Raw genomic sequence first — 19,291 nt, 5'->3', positions numbered from 1 at the left:
TGAGACAGGAATATTGGCGTTCAACCTTTTTAATGAAGGCTATTTTAGCTAAGAGCCTTACGGAAAAAACATGCTTGATGAACTCGACAGGACCATTATCGAAATTCTGGTTGACGACGCGCGTATCTCTTTGAAAGAGCTCAGCCAAAAAGTGGGTCTATCATCGCCGAGCGTTTCAGAACGACTGCGACGACTGGAAGAAAAGAAGGTCATCCGCGCCTTCACTGTCGATATTGATCCACAGACATTAGGCTATAATCTGACTGCAATTGTGCGGGTACGGCCGCTCCCCGGCATGATCCACATCGTGGAAAAGCTGATCCAGGAAACACCGGAAATTACCGAATGCGATAAGGTCACGGGTGATGATTGCTTTATCGGCAAATTACAGTTCCGAACAATGCAGCAATTGGACGGCATCCTTGACCGCTTGGCCGAAAAGGCTGAAACAAACACTGCAATTGTCAAATCCTCGCCGGTAAAACGCCGCTTGCCACCCCTCGCCTGACGCCCGGAGCCAATGATGCGCGCAAACTATAAGATGCAACGGCTTTTTGTTGCTACGGACTTGAGAACGGGAAGCAAGGCTGATGCTGCACCGGAAGCAGTCAACTATCTAGTCAATGTTCTGCGGATGAAGGATGGCGATGAGATTCTTATCTTCAACGGCCGCGACGGGGAATGGCGTGCCGTCTTGCGGTTCGAGAGCAAGAAAAAGCTGTATTTTGAGCCCGTAGAATTGACCCGTGAACAGCCCGCAATCCCTGATTTGATTTACTGTTTCGCACCACTGAAGCAGGGGCGGCTCGATTATCTAGTGCAGAAGGCCGTTGAAATGGGTGCCGGCATTCTGCAACCAGTGATAACCCAACACACGCAAGTGGCGCGTATCGGCATTGAGCGTATTGAAGCAAATGCAATTGAAGCAGCTGAACAATGTGGAGTTTTGGCGATTCCTGCAGTGCGCGAACCTTTGAAACTGGAAAGATTGCTCGATGAATGGGACCCCGCGCGGCGGTTGATCTTCTGCGACGAGGGACACGACACACATAATCCCCTACCTCTGTTGGAATCATTGCCTAAAACACCTCTTGGCGTGATCATTGGACCAGAGGGCGGCTTCTCCGATCAAGAGCGGCAGAGATTACGCAGCTTGCCTTTTGTAACGGCAATTCCGCTTGGTCAGCGCATCTTGCGGGCAGACACTGCGGCGGTAGCTGCACTCGCCCTGATTCAGGCGACAATCGGAGATTGGTGAGAAGCAATTTCTGTTGATCGATCTATCAATGAAATTTGCTTGCGCTCTCATGCAAAAAATGGCCAATCACGCCCAACAATATTTCAATAATGGAAACACCAGTCATGGCGCGGGACACGACAGACGAAACACGGATCGCCAATACAGAAGAATTGGCTGCGCATCTCGCGGAAGGATCAAAGCCGGAATCTGCCTGGCGGATCGGGACGGAACACGAGAAATTTCCCTTCTACACCGAGCATAACAGCCCGGTTCCCTATGACGGGCCACGCGGTATTCGTGCGATTTTGGAAGGCATGCAGTCTAAACTCGGCTGGGAACCGATCATTGACGAAGGTAATATTATCGGCCTGGTTGAGCCAACAGGACAAGGGGCAATTTCGCTTGAACCGGGCGGGCAGTTCGAGCTTTCCGGCGCACCGCTTCTTTCCATCCATCAGACTTGCCGCGAATCCAACGCTCACTTGGCTCAAGTGCGCGAGATTGCCGAACCCCTCGGCATTCGTTTTCTGGGTCTTGGCGGCAGCCCGAAATGGACGCTTGCCGAAACACCGCGCATGCCCAAATCCCGGTACAATATCATGTCCAATTATATGCCAAAGGTTGGCAAGGATGGACTGAACATGATGTACCGCACCTGTACTATCCAGGTAAATCTGGACTTCTCATCGGAGACCGATATGCGGCGCAAGATGCAGGTTTCGGTCAAACTGCAATCCATCGCTACCGCACTGTTCGCCATGTCGCCTTTCACGGAAGGCAAGCCAAATGGCCTGCTTTCGTGGCGTTCGGAGATATGGCGGGATACCGATAATAATCGCTCGGGCGTCTTGCCCTTCATCTTCAACGAAAATTTCGGCTTTGCCGACTATGTTGAATGGGCGCTGGATGTCCCGATGTATTTTGTCATGCGTCATGGGCGCTATCACGACTGTACCCATGTGACGTTCCGGCAATTCATGAATGGTGCGCTTAAGGATTCGATACCGGAAAGCACGCCCAATATGGGTGATTGGGCCAATCATCTTTCAACGCTTTTTCCCGAGGTTCGGCTGAAACGCTTCCTCGAAATGCGCGGCGCAGACGGTGGACCATGGCGGCGTATCTGCGCCCTGCCCGCGTTCTGGGTAGGTTTGCTCTATGATGCCGAGGCTCTCAATGCAGCGGAAGCCATGACGCGTGACTGGAGCTACGAAGAAGTTCAGGCATTGCGCGATGAGGTTCCCGCCAAGGGCCTTCAAGCCAAATTACGCAATCGTTCCGTCCACGAAATAGCGCGCGACGTGCTGGCTATTTCGAAGCTTGGCCTTCGAAACAGAGCGATGCTCAATAGTGAAGGTTTCGACGAGACGCACTATCTCTCTTCGCTGGAAGAAGTCGTTGCGCGTGGTACAACATCAGCCGAACAGATGTTATCCCAGTACAACACAGTTTGGGGCAGTTCCGTCGAACCCGCATTTCTGGAATATGCCTACTGAGCAGAGGAAAAAGCCCGATGACAAAGACAATTCTGATCACAGGCGGGAGCCGCGGTATTGGTCGTTCAGCCGCAATTCTCGCTGGTCAAAAGGGCTGGTCCGTTGGCGTAAACTACGCAAGCAACAAAGCTGCTGCTGACGAAGTGGTGGAGGCCGTCATCGCAGCTGGCGGCAAGGCATTAGCCATTCAGGGAGACGTAGCCGTTGAGGCTGATGTCATTTCAATGTTCGAGCAGACCAAGCAGCTCGGCAGACTTGATGGCGTTGTGGTCAATGCGGGTATCGTGGCTCCGGCTTCCAAACTCATGGATATGGACAGCGACCGCATGCGGCGTGTCTTCGACGTGAATGTATTTGGAGCCTATTTGTGTGCCCGCGAGGCTGTACGCTATCTCGCACCGTCGCGCGGCGGCAATGGTGGCTCCATAGTGCTTTTATCTTCGGCAGCGGCCCGCATCGGCGGCCCTTTCGAATATGTGGATTATGCCGGATCAAAAGGCGCAATGGACAGCCTGACACTTGGTCTTGCAAAAGAGGCTGGCTCTGAAAATATTCGCGTCAATGCAGTGCGTCCGGGATTGATCGAGACCGACCTTCACGCCAGTGGAGGGCAACCCGACCGTGCGCAACGGCTTGGAGCCACAGCCCCACTCGGCAGGGCTGGAACCGCAGAGGAAGTTGGGGAATCGATCGTCTGGCTACTAAGCGATGCATCATCCTATGTCACGGGCGCATTGCTCGACGTGACGGGTGGACGTTAAACGTTCATATCGACAATTAGGACTCCCGTTGCGCGCTATATGTGTTATGCGGAGCAATCTCATTCACGCGGATTGACGAACCATGGCAAAACACAAAGCGCTGTCCGAAGCCTTTATCCCCGAGCTTCCAAATTACTATAAAGGCAAAGTTCGCGAGAATTATGATCTTGCGGATGGCACGCGCATCATTATCGCTACGGATCGCATCAGTGCGTTTGACCGTATATTGGCCTCGATACCGCTCAAAGGGCAGGTTTTGACGCAAACGGCGCGTTTCCAGTTTGAGCAAACGCAGGATATTTGTCCCAACCACGTTATTGAATATCCCGACCCAAATGTTTTGCTCTGCCGCAAGCTTACTATCTTGCCGGTCGAAATCATTGTGCGTGGCTATCTCGCCGGAACAACGGGCACGTCAATCCTGACACTATACAAGTCCGGCCGACGTGAAATGTACGGCTTCACCCTTCCGGACGGCATGCTGGACAATGAAAAGCTGCCGGAGCCAATCATCACGCCAACTTCCAAAGCATTTGATGGCGGTCACGACGAGCCTTTGACTGCTGAAGATATAATCGAGCAAAAGCTGCTAACCAAAGAACAATGGGAGACAATCTCATTCTACGCTTTGAAGCTCTTTGCACGCGGCCAGGAAATTGCGACAAGCCGGGGTCTGATCCTTGCCGACACCAAATATGAATTCGGTACGGATGAAGCAGGAAATATCGTTCTTGCCGATGAAATCCATACGCCCGATTCCAGCCGTTACTGGTTTGCCGATAGCTACGAAGCGGGCAAGCGCCCTGTCAGTTTTGACAAGGATTTCGTGCGAAATTGGGTCGTTGAGCGTTGCGATCCATACAAGGATGATATTCCGGAAATTCCTGAAGACGTCATTGATGCGACGACCAAGGTCTATATTCAGGCCTATGAGAAAATCACTGACCGTAAATTTGAAGCCGGTGATGCTGCAACAGATCCATTGCAACGCATCAGGGAAAATCTGAAGCGCTTTTTCTAGACTCACAAATCAGTTGATGTTCGCATTATTACGGCGGTAGTCTTCCTCAACACCGAGTGTGAGGGAGGACAGCGTTATGAATCTCGTGGACATGTTTCTAAAGGGTGATGGGGGGAAAAATATTGAAGCGCTTTCCCGGCAATTCAATCTTTCCCAACAGCAAACGCTTGCCGCTATCGAAGCGTTGATGCCCGCATTTTCGCAAGGGCTGCAGCGCAACACTGCCGATCCCATGGGCATGGGCGCTTTCGTGCAGGCACTTTCATCGGGTCAGCACGCCAATTATTTTGATAATCCTTCTGCGGCATTCAATTCGTCTGGTATAGCTGACGGCAATAATATTCTGGGCCATTTGTTTGGCTCCAAGGATTTGTCACGGGCTGTAGCTGACCATGCCGCTGCCACGACCGGCCTAGCGACTACGACGCTAAAGGAGATGCTTCCCGTTATCGCTTCCATGCTGATGGGCGGGCTCTATAAGAAGTCTACCGGCCAATTTGCCGCCTCCGGTCTTGGCGGCGGAAATGTAATCGGCGATCTGATCGAGCAGATGATGCGGCAAGGGGGTGGAGGCCAGACTGCCAGCACGCAACAAAATGCACCCAGCGCCAATCCTTGGGGGCAGATTCTCGAAGGAATGCTGGGGGGCGCAACGCAGCAACCACAAGGGCAAGGTGGTACCACCGGCAATAACCCGCTCGGAAAGATCTTTGAGGAAATGATGCGTGGGGGAATTCCTGGCAGTGCAGCTCCAAAAACCTCACAGCAAAACCAACAGCAGCCGGGCGCATGCCAAAATCCCTTTGGCGATAATCCTTTAGGCAAAATCTTTGAAGAAATGCTTGGTGGCGCGACGCAAAAGCGATCGACTCCGCAGCCAGAACCCGCGCCAGAGCCGGAAACTGCGTCTGCGCCTCCTTCCGATAATCCTTTGAAAGATATTCTAGGCCAGATGTTCGATACGGGCCGTAAGACCAACGAGCAATATCAGAAGGGCATGGAATCCATTTTCGACCAATATATGCGGGGAATGGACCGCCACAAATAGGTCAGGCACGATAAGAAAAAGCCCGGCCAAATTGCATATGCAAAATGGGCCGGGCAGGAGGCAGGCGGAGCGCCGGGAGGGGATTCCGGCGTGAATGGGCGCCTGCTAAACAGTCAAATCATACTATCTGGTTGCACTACGAACGCGTGAGCGCACGTCTGCAAGCGCTCCCAGCCTTTCGCTCGGATCATCCAGCAGCGATGTTCCAATGGCGGAATGGAGATCCGCACGCGTGACACCAATGTCATGCAGCATTGAATCGTTCCATTCGCCAAGACTCAAAATCGTTTTACGGTTCCGGCGGGCAACAATCATTCGGTTGACAAAGCTGACAGCCAGCGACGCAAGCGATGCGATCGTGCCGGTGAAACCAGTTACTTCAGTCATTCTCGTTGTTGTTGTCATCGCCCGTACTCCTTTGAACGGCAGCGATCAGAAGTTAAATCACGCGAAAAACCATTTTCCGCGCAGCACGCTCAATGTCCGTTAGACACCAGCGTTTCCTGAACATCTTTAGAATGATACAGAAGGATTGATTATTCAAACGAATGTTTTTAATGTAAACGTTCAATAATAATGATGAGTCAACAGCCTTGGGAACCTGTCATGAGCGCACCGCTTGATCTCGACCAGTTGCAGACATTCACAGCCATAGCCGACTTGGGAAGCTTCACCAAGGCAGCCGATAAGGTCAACAAGACTCAATCGGCTGTATCGATGCAGATGAGGCGCTTGGAAGAACGTGTTTCGAAGGCGCTTTTCGAACGCGATGGCCGCACGAACCGTCTGACCGAGGATGGCGAGCGGCTTCTTGCATATGCACGGCGCATGCTGCAGCTAAACAATGAAACCATTGCAGCTTTTGATGATACGCAGTTGCAGGGTCATATCCGCATCGGCACTCCAGACGACTATGCAGATCGTTTTCTACCCGAAATCATGGCGCGTTTCTCGCGCTCGAATCCGCGTGTCGAACTATCCGTTGTCTGTGAGCCAACGGTCAATCTTGATGAGATGATCCGCAAGGGCCAGTTGGATATTGCGCTGGTTACTCAATGCGACGAACAGCGCCGCTCTGAGGTCGTGCGTAGCGAACAGCTCCTATGGGTGACGTCCGCAAATCATAATGTGCATGAGGAGGTGGTTCTGCCGCTGGCAGTGGGTCGACCCACCTGCATATGGCGCGCAGCAGCTGTCGATGTGCTCGACTCGATGCATCACGACTATCGCATTCTCTTTACCAGCTGGTCCGCAACAGTTCTTGCCGCGGCTGTTCTCGCCGGGCTTGCCGTGTCAATTCTACCGGAATGTGCGTTGCGACCGGGTATGCGGGTTCTAACGGAGGCCGATGGATTTGGCCGTCTTCCAGAGTTTGGAATCGGCATCATGCGCGGTCACACAAAGCCTTCCGCCATTGTTGATGCGTTGGTGCAGCACATTGTTGAAAGTCTTGATAATCTGTCCATGCCAACGCCGGTCAGCATGACACAAGCGGCAGTTCCAGTGCCGGTCAATCAGCGCATGAGACAAGTCCGCTCGACCGAACTTGTCCCGGGTTGGTAATTATAATCCGCCCTGCCAGGCTTTGATTGCATCAAGCGGATAGAGCAACATGACAATATTAAGGGTGAGGTTGTCGCGGATAACCCACCCAGCCAGCAACTCAAATATGATCGCCAAAACGATTGTCAGCCAGATTGGCGCACGCGCGGCAAAGAAAAAGCCGAGCACCATAAACAGAATATCGCTGACGGAGTTCAGCACGCTGTCACCAACATAGCCAAGCGCAATGGTCGCTTCGCGATAGCGGCTTATGACCATCTCGGTATTTTCAAATATTTCCCAGGCTGCCTCTATGAAAATGGCTCCGAGAAGACGCTGCCCGACTGGCCTTTTGCGGGCTGCAAGCCAGAGAATCCCGTAAAACAAAAAGCCGTGAATGATATGGGAAAGCGTATACCAATCGGCGATATGCTGCGAATTGTCCGAAGAGTTTGTGTCACTCACCCATAATTTTACCGTCCCGCAAGTACAGATGGGGTTGCGGCCCATGAGCAGCAAAATCACCGCCGCAACAGCGATCATAAGCGCACCTAACAGCAAATAGTAACGCAAATTCGGGCTTTTTTTCTGTATATATGCAACTGCAGGCATATGGTGTTCCCTCTTTCCCCTATACATTCTCCCATAGGCGTTATTCGTCTGCCGCTGAGAATGCAATCGGAGATTATGGAAGGTTGATTTCCGCCATCGTCCCGATAGGAATGGAATATGACTGAAAAACTCGAAACCACATCCAATGTTGCCGAATATACCGTGTCTGAAATTTCGGGGGCGTTGAAGCGTACCGTCGAGGATACATTCGGCCATGTTCGGGTTCGGGGTGAGATTTCCGGTTATCGGGGACCGCATTCTTCGGGGCATGTCTATTTTTCCCTGAAGGATGACAAGGCGCGTATTGAAGCTGTTGTTTGGCGCGGCTCCATGAGCCGTATGCGCTTTCAGCCTGAAGAAGGCATGGAAGTGATCGCTACCGGCAAATTGACCACTTACCCCGGTTCTTCAAAATATCAGATTGTCATCGAACAAATGGAGCCAGCCGGTGCCGGGGCTCTGATGGCGCTTCTTGAAGAGCGGAAACGCAAGCTTGGTGCAGAAGGACTTTTCGACAGTACCGCCAAGCAGCTTTTGCCTTATATGCCACGGATTATCGGCGTCGTGACGTCACCTACAGGTGCAGTCATTCGCGATATTATTCACCGCATAACAGACCGCTTTCCGCTGCACGTTCTGGTCTGGCCGGTGCGCGTACAAGGTGAGACTTCCGGCAATGAGGTTGCCAATGCTGTCAATGGTTTCAATAGCTTAGCCAATAGCGCTGTTTTCCCGCAGCCGGACGTCCTGATCGTGGCGCGCGGAGGAGGAAGCCTTGAAGACCTTTGGGGCTTCAATGATGAGGTGGTGGTGAGAGCCGTCGCTGCCTCGCATATACCTATCATTTCCGCTGTTGGTCATGAGACCGATTGGACATTGATTGACCTGGCCGCCGATGTTCGCGCCCCGACACCCACTGGGGCCGCAGAGATGGCAGTGCCTGTAAAAGCCGACCTGGTTGCCCATCTTGCAACGCTTGGCGCAAGGCTTTCCTCAGGCATGTCGCGCTATCTCGACCGGCGGCGGCAGGCACAAAGGGCCTTGGCGAGAGCCCTGCCCTCGGCAGACCAGTTACTGGCATTGCCAAGACGTCGTTTTGACGAAACCGCGGCGAGGCTGGGCCGTGCCTTGCAAGCCAATACGCAGAAAAAACGCGGTGAGTTTGATGGGGCTGCACGCCAATTGTCCCCGCGCCTTCTCGAACAGAAATTTCGTGAAAAGCGTCGTGAAATCAGTGCTTTATCCGCTCGCCTGCCGCGTGCCGTCGAGATTCTTGTGCGGGACAGGCGTGCCAATTTCGCGCGCCGCTCAGTCAGGCTTTCCATAGAACAGACGTCACGTCTGGCCGAGCGCGGCAGGCAACATTTGCAGCAGCTCGACCGACGCCAGATCCAAGCTGTAAAGCTTCTGCTTGACCGCGCCAAACGCCGCAGGGACGAACAATGGCGGCTGCTGAATGGCTTGTCTCATACAAGCATTCTGGAGCGTGGTTTTGCTATCGTTCTCGATCCTTCCGGAACGCCGATCAAGCGCGCCTCGGGTATCGCTGCTGGCGATGATTTGACGCTCCGGTTTCAGGATGGAGACATTCAGGCATTGGCAAAAGACGGCGATGCAAAGCCTGCACAGCCAAAAATCGAGAAGCCTGCAGCCATCAAGAAAACACCTGTCCCGGGCGGTTCGCAGGGATCACTTTTCTAGCTCTACTCGCGTCGCCACAACTATTTTACTCGCCATGATGGAAATTTTTCAGCAAAAATCAGCCATTCTTCGGCAAAAAGCTTCAAACTTTGTTTGAAACGCAGTTGTTTGGCGCAAAACCTGTCTGAGACAGGGCTTACAGTTAGCTAAAAGCAAACATTGATTTTCCAAAACCGTTTTATCTATTCCCGATTCCATGACGGGCTGTTCAGTTCAATCAGTGATTGCGACCAATCATCAATGAAACGCTGACGTTGCGCTCTGTCCTGCACCGCCAGCAAGGCAGGTCCAATGCGGATCGGCTGCGCAATACCCGACTCCTTCAAGTTTTGCGGGCCATCAACACCGGGCGGCAGGCTGCCGGTTTCGGTAAAGTAAAACGCATTGTTTTTTGCAACCGATTGCCCCTGCTGCGAGAGGAGATAATCCAGAAATCTTGCGGCAAGATCGGCACGTTTCGCGCCTTTCGGAATCAGGGCACCACGACTCAACACCAAAGTGTAATCACGAGGAACGACAACTTTTAATTGCGGATAGCGACGTGCCGCCTCATAGGCATAGGAACCGAGCATATTATAGCCGATATAGAGATTGCCCTTGGCAACTTCCTCAAGGATTTCGCCCGTGCAGCAACGAGCCACGGCAGAGGCGCGCGCCATGCCTTCCAGCAACCGGCCAAACACGGCTGTTGTCTGACGGGCATCATTAAATGCCAACAAATATCCAATGCCGGACAGGCGGATATCATAGGTTCCGACACGTCCACGATAGGTATCGAGTTTCTCGCGCAGCAGATCTGCAAGCTCGACATGGGTGCGCGGCACGTCGCCCGGCGGCACCTTGATATTATTATATACAAAGACGGCCGGTTCGTAAGTGAACCCAAAAACCTCATCCCTCCAATTTGCCCAGTCGGCAACGCGAGCGGTTTCGGGTGAGGTATGGGCCGTTGCACAGCCATCATTGGCCAGTTTCACAAGTTGATCCACGGATGATGACAGCAGAAGATCGCCGAGCGGCTGCTGTTTGCGGCAGGCCTCGGCAGCACGCACGCTGAGTTCATTGGTCAGGTAATCGATAACGTCGACAGTTACGTCCGGCCAAATGGTTTGAAAGTCATCAATCAACGGCTTCATGACAACAAGGTCTGTGGCCGAATAAATGGTCAAGCGACCGGTTTCTGTCTGCAAGGCAGGAAAGCGGATTGTATTATCTGCGGCAAAGGCGGGCGCCGCAATGAATGCTGCGGCTAGCGCAACACATAGGCGTTTGATCATCTTCCGGCTCCCAGCCAAGTTGCCAATATAGGCATATACGAGGTTGCTGTTCTAAAGCGCAAGACAAGCTCAGGATGGCAAGGGCGTTATGCGTGGTTCGACGGGGCTCACCACGCACAAAGTTGGAGCCAATGGCAGATTTGAAGGTGGCTGTATGATCCCATCACAGCTCCCCCGCAACCTGGTCCCCGCTGCGGCAACTTGCAGGCTCTTCAGGGCCTGTCTTTTTTATAAGCAATGGTGAGGACTAATCTGCGGTTTGCTCTTTCTGGTGGAGCGGCAGTGTTAAAACCACAACGAAACCGCGTTCATTGCGTGGACGGAAACTCAGGCTTCCGCCATGAGCCTTGGCAACTTCCTGTGCGATCGCGAAGCCGAGTCCGGAGCCGCCTTCGTGCGATTTCGAGGTCGAGAAACGCTGCATCGCCTTTTCCCACCCTTCCGGTGGGATGCCTGGCCCATCATCTTCGACCTCGACAAAGGCGTGCGTTTGGTCCGCATTGACCCGCACTTCCAGACGATTACGAGTGCCATGACGCAGCGCATTATCAATGACGTTGACAATCGCCTCGCGAAGGCTGACCGCATCGCCCAGGACAAAGGGGCGGTTCTCCGGCGCCTCGAAGGAAACGACAATATCCGGATCAACAGTAATGGGCACAGCCGCACGCCAAGCGCGCCGAGCCACATCAACGAGACTGATCGGTTCCAGTTGCACAGAATCGGCGCGATGAACAACCATGGCATGGCTGAGCAATTGATTGGTCAAGCGGGATAACTCGTCCGTGCGTTCCTTGACACGATCAAAATGCTGGCGGTCTGCTTTACTCATTTTCCCTGAACCAAGCAGATCAATCTGGGCATTAAGTGCGGTAAGCGGGGTGCGTATCTGATGAGCGGCATCGGCGATGAAGCGCTGCAGCAGGTCGACCCGCTCACCAAGACGACCCATGAAATGATTGATTGAACCGACAAATGGATCAAGTTCGCGCGGCACATCGACAGAAACTGGTGTCAAATCATGCGGATCGCGGCCGCGGACTTCCGTCCCCAAATGTTCGACAGGCTTGAGCGCATAACGAATGGCAAGCATGGCCCCGACAAATGCCAGAAGGCTCATGACGATCACCAATATAGTCGCGCGCAAAGTGAGTTCGCGGGTCAATGCCGATCGCGCTTCATTGGTCTGTGCGACGATGACATAGGCGCGGCCCGTAACGGCTGGATCAGCGAGAACGCGGGTGGCGCGGGTAATGCGAACATCCTCTCCCTTATAAGTGCCCTCTTCGACACGCATTGCATCATCATTGCTTTCCGGAGCGCGCGGACTCTCAAGGTCGTCATAGCCGGTAAGCGTTTCGCCATTGGTATCGATGACGCGGTAGAAAATCCGGTCACGATCGGCAAGACCGAGGAGCTCGAAAGCCGAGGCCGGAAGGCGAACACTGAGCTTTCCATCTTCAACTGCCAGGCTTTCCGCCATTTGCAGCGCAGCGCCCACAAGCAGACGGTCATAGGCCTTGTCCGCGGCGGTGTCGGCATAATACCAGGCGGCGCTGACCAGCAGAGCTGCTCCAACACCAAGAACCAGCGAAATGCGCCTTGCAAGGCGCGCGAACAGCGAAGGTTGGGTTGCGCGCATTTCAGGCAGCATCGCCGGACACCAATTGATAACCCAAGCCGCGAACAGTGACGATGCGGGCTTTTGCTCCATCAAGTTTTTTGCGCAAACGGCCAATATAGAGTTCGATGGCATTGGCATTGGCCGCCTCATCGAATCCGAAAATCTGGTCGAGCAATTCATCCTTGCTGAAAACGCGGCCCGGCCTGGCGACCAATACCTCCAGCAAAGTCAGCTCGCGCCGCTTCAACTGTATTTCACGCTTGCCCACATGGACAGAACGCGTGGCGCGATCCACGGCAATATCGCCGCATTTGATAAGGTTGGTCGCTTCCCCGCCACCATGGCGACGCATTAAAACGCGGGCACGGGCCTCCAATTCGCGGAAGTCGAATGGCTTGACCAGATAGTCGTCCGCGCCAAGATCAAGTGCGCTCACGCGGTCGTCAATTTCCGATCTGGCCGTGAGGATCAGCACGGGAACGGCATTTCCCGACTTGCGGATTGATTTGAGAATTTCAAAACCGTCCATGCCCGGCAGCATGACGTCAAGAATGATGAGCGCGTATTCGGTAAAATCAATTATTTCCGCCGCATTACGCCCGTTGGTTTCCCAATCGACGGCATGGCCAGTCGCTTCAAAGCGCTTGACGATCGCTTCTCCCACATCGTGCGTGTCTTCTACCAGCAATATGCGCATGGTGTTTCATTGGCACGAAACAGAAAAGCCCGCAAACAGTATCGATTGCCGCCCGCGCAACTGCTCAACCCAGCCAGCATAGATGATTGCAACCCTGCATTCGTTGCAGCATGTGTGAATTCAGGCGATGGGTCAGACGCTTATTCGATTTTGAGCGCAGAAGCAGCAGCATTGAGCCAGCCAAGTGCATCAAGGAAGATTGGCTTCCTTGACTGCGGCATCAGCCTTGCTCTCAAACTTGGAGGTAAGCTATGTGGCCAAAACCGCTTAGCATTACCCTCATCGTAAAAAGAACCCGGACGAGCTGGTCACTCACGATCCGGGTTCACTTTACGAAATGAGGAAAGGGGCGGACGAAAGTTCGCCCCACTCCAAGAACAAATATAGCATCTCATCGACCATTGCTAAAGTGTCAATTCGTCTAATGCGAAACTCTTCAGGGCTGGACGGCGGCACTCAGAGTATTATTCTGCAATTTCAAAACAGGCTAGGACTCACAGACAATGCGCATGAATTTGAGCAGCCGCTCGCCAGGGTTGCAATGGCTGGCTCTGCTTGCCCTATCCCTGCTCTTTTTTGTAATTTTTCAGGCCATGCGCCTCCCCGCAGCGCTGCTTCTTGGTCCCATGGCAGCGGCGATTGCGATTGCGGCGGCTGAAGGCGCCATTCGTGTTCCGGTACGTCCTTTCATCCTATCTCAAGGTGTAATCGGTTGTCTTATTGCCCATAGTATCGAACCCTCGACGCTGAAAGAAATGGTGCATGACTGGCCGATTTTCCTGATGGTCATTGCATCTGTAATTTTTGCCAGCAACACGCTCGGCTGGTTTCTCGCACGTTGGCAGGTACTGCCAGGTACGACGGCAGTCTGGGGTTCGTCGCCGGGTGCAGCTGCCGCGATGACCCTGATGGCCGAAGCCTATGGCGCGGATATCCGCCTCGTCGCCTTCATGCAATATCTGCGCGTTGTTTTCGTAGCAGTGATCGCCTCGCTCGTTTCCCGCATGTGGATAACAGGTCCGGTCGCCGCAGCACCTGAATTCATCTGGTTCCCACCACTGGACTGGCTAGGCTTTGGCCAGACCTTGATTCTGATCATAGGAGGAAGTTGGCTCGCGGTCAGGTTGCGTATCCCGGCTGGACCAATGCTGGTGCCGATGATTCTCGGCATTATTCTTCACAATACCGGCCTGATGACCATCGTACTGCCGCCCTGGATGCTTGCAGCCAGCTATGCGCTGATCGGCTGGAACATCGGCTCACGCTTTACGCGGCCGATCCTCGTTCATGCAGCGCGCGCCCTGCCCCGCGTGGTTGCATCCATCCTTACACTCATCACCATATGCGGCGGCATTGCAGCCTTGCTGGTTTATTTCGCCGATATTGACCCGCTAACAGCCTATCTTGCCACCAGCCCGGGCGGTGCCGATTCCATCGCTATTATTGCCGCCTCAAGCGATGTGGATTTGCCATTCGTCATGGCCATGCAAACAGCGCGTTTTCTCATCGTGCTTGTAACGGGCCCAGCCATCGCCCGCTTCATAGCAAAGCGCACGGGGCTGACCGGCAGGAATGATCTTTGATAATGTGGGAAAAATGGTACGGACGGGTGGATTCGAACCACCGACCTCAGGAGCCACAATCCTGCGCTCTAACCAACTGAGCTACGACCGCACACCGTCAAGTTTTTGACTTGGCGTCACATACGGAGAATTGATGCTTTTTGCAAGCGCTTGATGCAACAAAAGGCAGGGACATTCCCAAAAAAACGCCAAGCTACCTCCAGAAAAGAAAAAAGGCCGGGGGGAGGACCCGGCCTTTTCCATAAATGCGAGAATGGCTGGGAGGAGATGCCGGTTCTCGCGTCTCCGGCGGCTGGGAGGAGGAATGCCGCTGGAGAATATCTGGATCGCCTAACGCCTTTGCAGGCAAAAATTGCGATCCGCAGGTGCCTTATCAGGCTACCTTTACGTCCTTGATTGCCTTCTCTACAGCCGACTTGACCGGTGCGGAGATTTCTTCAACTGCCTTGGAAGCAACGGCCTGAAGCTCTTTGGCCTGGCCGGAGATTGCTTCAGCCTGCTTGCGAACAAATGCAGTCTGCAGTTCGATAACTTCGCCGAACGACTTTACGCCGAACAGAGCTTCGATATGTGCAAAGCCAGCTTCTGTGTTGGTGCGCAGGGCAGCAAGCGCCTTCAACGAAAGAGCCGTGCCATTGGACTGGGCAGTTTCGAAAGTTGTTTCAAGAGTCTTCTGTGCAGCTTCAGCCTGATCCTTGATCTTGGCATAGGCTTCCTTGGACTGGGCAACACCCTTTTCAGTGAATTCGCGAACCTGATCGGTTACAGCGGTAGCGTCGAAGGCAGGCATTGCAAATGCGTCGGCAGTCTGTTTAGCAGTCTTGCTCATAATAAAGCCCTTCCTTGGTGCAGATGTTTGTCTCTGCAAGTGATTTGATAGGCCGAATATAATACATTTATTGTGCATTGCAACATTTTTCTTGCAGCGCACCATTTCCCGTTGATTTTCCAAGGAAATTATTCTGGGGACCATTAAAAGGCGCTGATCGAAGTTAACTAAACCAACAGAAAGAGCTGGCAGATAAGAGGCAGCCAGTGGACGCGCGCCGTTGTGGCTATTATTAATAAAGTATTAAGGACGTCGCATGGATGCGGTGGTCCGCTACGGAGCTGCTAAACAATAATGGCGTCTGGAACATACCCGTTCATCGACATTGCCGTTCTCGATGAAATTCGCGAGCACTTTGCCAATGGCGATGCGCTTGTGGTCATTTCACCCGATCTTGCAAATGTCATCTGGGCCAATGGCCAAGGCGCCTCCATGCTCGGCTATGCGACAGTTGATGATATATTGACTGCTGGCACGGTGCTGGGCGTTCAGGCACAGCGGCAGCTGAAGGCGCTGGACGGCTTTCCTTCCATCGGGCATGGGCGCAGCGTCTCGCTTCGCATTGCATTCGGGCTGACCAGCCGCATTCTAACCTTTCAGGCCAGCGATATTATTCTGCCGCGCGGCGAACAGGCTATCGTGCTTTCAATCGCCAATAATGACCGCGTGAGTTCCGAGGAGCAGATCGCAGCTCTGGCGATAAAAGGCTTTGGTGACGAAACAACCCATGCCGCCATGGTCGATGGATCAGGCGCTGTCATCGCAGCATCGCAACAATTCTCAGCGCTTGGCTTTAATGACAAGAGCCTTGGCGACCTGGTGCGCGAAGTCCGCCATGAGCGTAATCGGCTGGTGAAGCGCGCTGTCACGACGATAAAGGGTATTGTGCCGACAGGTATAGCCCGGCTGACTGATAGCCCTGCCCTGCATTTACTGCTGGCTATCGAACCTGAGAATGTTGGGCTGGTGGCGCCTGCCGAGAATGTAATCCCCGCTGCACCTGTTCCAGATGCCGAAGTGAAGGACATGCCGCAGGCAAGTCTGTCATTCGAACCGATTACGCCTGCCATAACTGCCGAAGATAAACAGGCGGCAGTGAGGCCAAGCGAGAGCGAACCAGTTTTCGAGACGTTTCAATATAGACCCAGTGACACATCCGCCCGTTTTGTCTGGAAAGTGGATGCGCAGGCCAATTTCAGCGAGATTTCGCCGGAATTTGCGGCAGCAGTCGGGCCGGTTTCAGCCGATATTATCGGCAAATCTTTTCGCGACGTGGCCGCCCAATATGGTTTTGATGCGGATGGCGAAATAGCCGGGCTGCTTGAACGGCGCGATACATGGTCAGGGCGGGCCGTGCTTTGGCCAATCGAGGGCACCAATCTGCGCGTGCCAATTGAACTTGCAGCATTGCCCATCTATTCGCGTGAGCGGGTCTTTTTGGGTTTTCGCGGCTTTGGTGTAGCCAAAATGGCAGAGGTCGTTGAGGACTTGACCGTCATCGACACGCCATTGGACTCGAGCGGGCTGGAAACTTCGGTCGATCAGATAGCTGCCAGCGAGCCCGATTCATTTGGGGGCGAACCGCCGGCTCTTGCCACCGCATCATCAGAGCCCAGCAATGTTGTAGCGCTGAAAACCCAGCGGCCCTTGCAGAATGATGGCCGCTTGAATGATGCAGAACGCAATGCATTTCGTGAGATTGCCGAGAGGCTGCGCCGGGAGGTTCTTGCAGAGCCCGCTTCTGTTAACGCAGAGGAAGCCGTTACTGATCGGGAAGAAAAAACGAAGCCTGTTGCTGCGAAAGCCAAGGTGCCTGAAGCCGAGATTGTTGGACCCGGATTTGCCGCTGACGCGCCGTCGAAGAGTTTTGCCAGCGACATTCGCGAGCAGGTGCGCCAGGGCGTCGACACATCGATTCTGGCAGCCTTGCCGCTTGCTGTTTTGATCCATCGTGAAGGCCAGATTCTTTATGCCAACAAAGCCATGCTTGATGCGACGGCTTATGAGAGTGCGGAAGAAATCAATGCCGCTGGCGGATTAAGCACCCTTTTCGCCGACGGCCCTGAAGACGAAGACGAGGATGAAGGCGGCATGAATTTGCGCCGCAATGACGCTTCGACGCTCCGTGTTGAAGCACATTTACAGGCAGTGCGCTGGAATGATGAAAACGGCGATGGGTCACGCGCCCTGCTTCTGGCTTTGTCGCCCCAAACAAAGGCCAATCATTTCGACGAAAGCGAACGACTGCTGCTGCAGACACGGATCGATGAGCTCAACGCCATTCTCGATACGGCTACCGATGGTGTGATCCTGCTTGACTCCGCAGGTTCCATCCGCTCGATCAATCACTCTGCTTCCGCGCTGTTTGGCTATGAACCAGAAGAGGTCAACGGCAAAGCATTCTCGCTCCTGTTCGCTATCGAAAGCCAAAGAGCGGCGATGGATTATCTCAACAGCCTTTCCAATAATGGTGTTGCCAGCCTGCTGAATGATGGGCGTGAAGTGATTGGCCGCGAAAGTCAGGGGCGTTTTATTCCGCTGTTCATGACAATCGGCAAGCTGGACGCTTCCAAAGGATATTGTGTCGTGCTGCGCGACATAACCCACTGGAAACGCGCGGAAGAAGAACTGCTAAGCGCCAAGCGCGAGGCTGAACGCACGTCCACCCAGAAAAGTGAATTTCTGGCTCGCATTAGCCATGAGATCCGCACGCCGCTGAACGCCATAATCGGTTTTTCCGAATTGATGGCGGATGAAAAATTCGGTCCCATCGGCAGCGAGCGTTACCGCGACTATCTGCACGATATCAGCCGCTCGGGTAATCACGTGCTTTCGCTGGTCAATGATCTTCTGGATATTTCCAAGATCGAGGCTGGCGCTGTCGAGATGAATTTCGAGGCAGTCTCCTTGAACGACGCCCTGACGGAAGCTGTCGCGATCATGCAGCCACAAGCCAATCGCGAGCGCGTCATTATTCGGTCAAGCCTGACCTCGCGCTTGCCGGACATCGTGGCGGACAACCGCTCCATCACGCAGATCGCGCTGAATTTATTGTCAAATGCCGTGCGTTTTACCGGCCCCGGCGGGCAGGTCATCGTTTCGACAAGCTATGAAGCCAGCGGCGATGTTTTGCTGCGGGTACGCGATACAGGCATCGGCATGACCCGGCAGGAAGTCGAGCAGGCTCTGCGCCCCTACAAGCAGATTACAACACCGGGGAATGTTCGCAGCGACGGAACAGGTCTCGGTCTGCCGCTCACCAAAGCGATGGCGGAAGCAAACCGGGCGAGTTTCAATATTGATTCCAGCCCGGGCCGCGGAACGATGGTCGAAATTACGTTCCCTTCAACGCGGGTGCTGGCCGAGTAATCTTCCATCTTCGAATAAAGATACCCCTGCTGATATGCAGGGGTATGGTCCTTATTGATCAGGCGACGATTTCAACGGGGCCATGATCATCGCAATGATCGCCATGTGGATGATGCAAATGCCCATCCACGAGATAATCAATATGATCCCCGTGGGGTACAGCCTCGTGGCCGCAGCCAGGACCATGCACATGGTCAGTATCATGCCCCGAGCAATGATGTTCCGGTGTGCAGCGATCAGGATTTTTAGCGCTTACCTCAAGCACGTGCTCATCAATATGGTCGCCATGAGGGTGATGCAAATGGCCATCGTGAAGGTAGTCCACATGATCGCCGTGACGAATGGCGGTGTGGCCGCAATTAGGCTCATGCTTGTGATCATGATCGTGGTGATGCGGAAAAGTGCAGTTGCTCATAATTCATTCCTTTCAAAAAAACTTGGTGGTTAATGTTGCTCGATCGCATTCTCGATAAGCTTCAGGACGTGATCGT

17 protein-coding genes and 1 tRNA gene are annotated in these 19,291 nt (G+C 53.7%); 10 read left to right on the top strand and 8 right to left on the bottom strand.

The window, feature by feature from the left end; genetic code table 11:
- Positions 1 to 70 precede the first annotated feature (70 nt).
- The 6 genes from QFZ34_RS16390 (at position 71) to QFZ34_RS16365 (ending at position 5,566) form a co-directional block, all read left to right on the top strand.
- The gene (locus QFZ34_RS16390) at positions 71 to 508 is read left to right on the top strand and encodes an Lrp/AsnC family transcriptional regulator (RefSeq protein ID WP_307282926.1); all 438 of its coding nucleotides are present in this window, start codon (positions 71 to 73) and stop codon (positions 506 to 508) included.
- A 15-nt stretch (positions 509 to 523) separates the two neighbouring features.
- Positions 524 to 1,258, top strand: coding sequence for a 16S rRNA (uracil(1498)-N(3))-methyltransferase (locus QFZ34_RS16385; protein ID WP_307286387.1), 735 nt, complete (start codon positions 524 to 526; stop codon positions 1,256 to 1,258).
- A 104-nt stretch (positions 1,259 to 1,362) separates the two neighbouring features.
- The gene (locus QFZ34_RS16380) at positions 1,363 to 2,736 is read left to right on the top strand and encodes a glutamate--cysteine ligase (protein ID WP_115055239.1); all 1,374 of its coding nucleotides are present in this window, start codon (positions 1,363 to 1,365) and stop codon (positions 2,734 to 2,736) included.
- A gap of 17 nt (positions 2,737 to 2,753) precedes the next feature.
- Positions 2,754 to 3,497 (top strand): SDR family oxidoreductase, encoded by a 744-nt coding sequence (locus tag QFZ34_RS16375; RefSeq protein WP_115055240.1) that lies wholly within the window; start codon positions 2,754 to 2,756, stop codon positions 3,495 to 3,497.
- An 82-nt stretch (positions 3,498 to 3,579) separates the two neighbouring features.
- On the top strand, positions 3,580 to 4,518 hold the full coding sequence (locus QFZ34_RS16370; RefSeq protein ID WP_307282917.1) for a phosphoribosylaminoimidazolesuccinocarboxamide synthase: 939 nt from the start codon (positions 3,580 to 3,582) through the stop codon (positions 4,516 to 4,518).
- A 76-nt stretch (positions 4,519 to 4,594) separates the two neighbouring features.
- Entirely contained in the window at positions 4,595 to 5,566 is a 972-nt protein-coding gene (locus tag QFZ34_RS16365) for a DUF937 domain-containing protein (RefSeq protein WP_307282914.1), read from the top strand.
- Between the two features lie 123 nt (positions 5,567 to 5,689).
- On the opposite strand, the gene QFZ34_RS16360 is transcribed toward QFZ34_RS16365, so the two are convergent.
- Positions 5,690 to 5,971, bottom strand: coding sequence for a YjiS-like domain-containing protein (locus tag QFZ34_RS16360; protein ID WP_307282911.1), 282 nt, complete (start codon positions 5,969 to 5,971; stop codon positions 5,690 to 5,692).
- Between the two features lie 201 nt (positions 5,972 to 6,172).
- On the opposite strand from QFZ34_RS16360, the gene QFZ34_RS16355 reads away from it, so the two are divergent.
- Positions 6,173 to 7,129: a LysR substrate-binding domain-containing protein gene (locus QFZ34_RS16355; RefSeq protein ID WP_115055244.1), complete on the top strand. Its 957-nt coding sequence runs from the start codon at positions 6,173 to 6,175 to the stop codon at positions 7,127 to 7,129.
- Here the strand turns inward: QFZ34_RS16355 and QFZ34_RS16350 are convergent, their stop codons facing one another.
- Positions 7,130 to 7,720, bottom strand: a complete 591-nt coding sequence (locus QFZ34_RS16350; protein WP_115055245.1) for a DUF2585 domain-containing protein — start codon at positions 7,718 to 7,720, stop codon at positions 7,130 to 7,132. It lies immediately after the preceding gene.
- Between the two features lie 117 nt (positions 7,721 to 7,837).
- Here QFZ34_RS16350 and xseA point away from each other — a divergent pair, with 117 nt between their 5' ends.
- A complete protein-coding gene (gene xseA / locus QFZ34_RS16345; RefSeq protein WP_307282905.1) occupies positions 7,838 to 9,421 on the top strand; it encodes an exodeoxyribonuclease VII large subunit in 1,584 nt (527 codons plus the stop codon).
- A 182-nt stretch (positions 9,422 to 9,603) separates the two neighbouring features.
- Here xseA and QFZ34_RS16340 read toward each other — a convergent pair whose 3' ends face one another.
- The 3 genes from QFZ34_RS16340 to QFZ34_RS16330 form a co-directional block, all read right to left on the bottom strand.
- The gene (locus QFZ34_RS16340; protein WP_307282902.1) at positions 9,604 to 10,698 is read right to left on the bottom strand and encodes an ABC transporter substrate-binding protein; all 1,095 of its coding nucleotides are present in this window, start codon (positions 10,696 to 10,698) and stop codon (positions 9,604 to 9,606) included.
- Between the two features lie 247 nt (positions 10,699 to 10,945).
- Entirely contained in the window at positions 10,946 to 12,352 is a 1,407-nt protein-coding gene (locus QFZ34_RS16335) for a sensor histidine kinase (protein ID WP_307282899.1), read from the bottom strand.
- On the bottom strand, positions 12,342 to 13,019 hold the full coding sequence (locus QFZ34_RS16330; protein ID WP_115055249.1) for a response regulator transcription factor: 678 nt from the start codon (positions 13,017 to 13,019) through the stop codon (positions 12,342 to 12,344). Before QFZ34_RS16330 ends, QFZ34_RS16335 begins: the two co-directional genes overlap by 11 nt.
- Before the next feature lie 503 nt (positions 13,020 to 13,522).
- Between QFZ34_RS16330 and QFZ34_RS16325 the strand changes: the two genes are divergently transcribed.
- Complete coding sequence (locus QFZ34_RS16325; protein ID WP_307282895.1) at positions 13,523 to 14,602, top strand: AbrB family transcriptional regulator; 1,080 nt, start codon at positions 13,523 to 13,525, stop codon at positions 14,600 to 14,602.
- A gap of 14 nt (positions 14,603 to 14,616) precedes the next feature.
- Here the strand turns inward: QFZ34_RS16325 and QFZ34_RS16320 are convergent.
- Positions 14,617 to 14,693, bottom strand: a tRNA-His gene (locus QFZ34_RS16320).
- A 282-nt stretch (positions 14,694 to 14,975) separates the two neighbouring features.
- The gene (locus QFZ34_RS16315; protein ID WP_115055277.1) at positions 14,976 to 15,431 is read right to left on the bottom strand and encodes a phasin; all 456 of its coding nucleotides are present in this window, start codon (positions 15,429 to 15,431) and stop codon (positions 14,976 to 14,978) included.
- A gap of 294 nt (positions 15,432 to 15,725) precedes the next feature.
- Here QFZ34_RS16315 and QFZ34_RS16310 point away from each other — a divergent pair, with 294 nt between their 5' ends.
- A complete protein-coding gene (locus tag QFZ34_RS16310; protein ID WP_307282892.1) occupies positions 15,726 to 18,800 on the top strand; it encodes a sensor histidine kinase in 3,075 nt (1,024 codons plus the stop codon).
- Positions 18,801 to 18,858: 58 nt separating this feature from the next.
- On the opposite strand, the gene QFZ34_RS16305 is transcribed toward QFZ34_RS16310, so the two are convergent.
- Positions 18,859 to 19,215 carry a hypothetical protein gene (locus QFZ34_RS16305; protein WP_115055254.1) on the bottom strand — a complete coding sequence of 119 codons (357 nt, stop codon included), beginning with the start codon at positions 19,213 to 19,215 and terminating at the stop codon, positions 18,859 to 18,861.
- Between the last annotated feature and the right edge of the window lie 76 nt (positions 19,216 to 19,291).

Source organism: Phyllobacterium ifriqiyense (genome assembly GCF_030817885.1).
GTDB classification, from domain to species: Bacteria; Pseudomonadota; Alphaproteobacteria; order Rhizobiales; family Rhizobiaceae; genus Phyllobacterium; species Phyllobacterium ifriqiyense.
This window is presented reverse-complemented; position numbering and strand designations above follow the sequence as displayed.